The 518-nt window shown below is 59.1% G+C and carries 1 protein-coding gene; it reads right to left on the bottom strand.

Annotated elements, in window-relative coordinates:
* Positions 1-114: 114 nt before the first annotated feature.
* Positions 115-518: DUF1524 domain-containing protein (locus A3714_RS11290; protein WP_156493863.1), on the bottom strand; the 404-nt coding region annotated here is incomplete at its 5' end.

Here is a 518-nt window from a genome sequence, read left to right as displayed (position 1 = left end):
GATCTCGATAACGCCTATGAAAGTGCGGAAGAATCCGCAGAGAGCATGAAGGACGCTGCCGAGCAATAAAAGCCGCGTTTTCATGTTGAAAAAGCCGCCTTCGGGCGGCTTTTTTTATGGGCGCTTTTGGGCCACCTGGCAGGTCGCCAGCAATGACTCAATGGCCTGTTGTTCCGGTGGCGTTATCAGCAACTGATAGCGCTGTTTGATCCCTTGCCAGTGCTGCCCGTACTGGCACCAGTAGCTGCGGTTTTCCGGTAGCCACTGGTCCGGGCTGCCGGCCCCTTTACTGCGGTTGGCGCTGGCTGACACCGGCAACAGGTTGGCGGGGTCATTGGCAAACTGGCGTCGCAAGCTCTCATCCCAGCGATCACCCCCATGGCCGTGTGCATGGCGCAGGGGGACCCGATGATCGATATCCAGCTCGCTGGCGGAAGTAAAAACGGTGTCGCTGTAAGGGTCATGCCAGCGACCGGTGGCCACGGTGCAACGGTCATCCCGGGTAAAGGTAACCGGCA

It is taken from the genome of Alcanivorax sp. HI0007 (assembly GCF_001635525.1).
Lineage (GTDB): Bacteria > Pseudomonadota > Gammaproteobacteria > Pseudomonadales > Alcanivoracaceae > Alcanivorax.
Note: the sequence above shows the minus strand (reverse complement) of the source record. Positions and strands in the feature narration are given on the sequence as shown.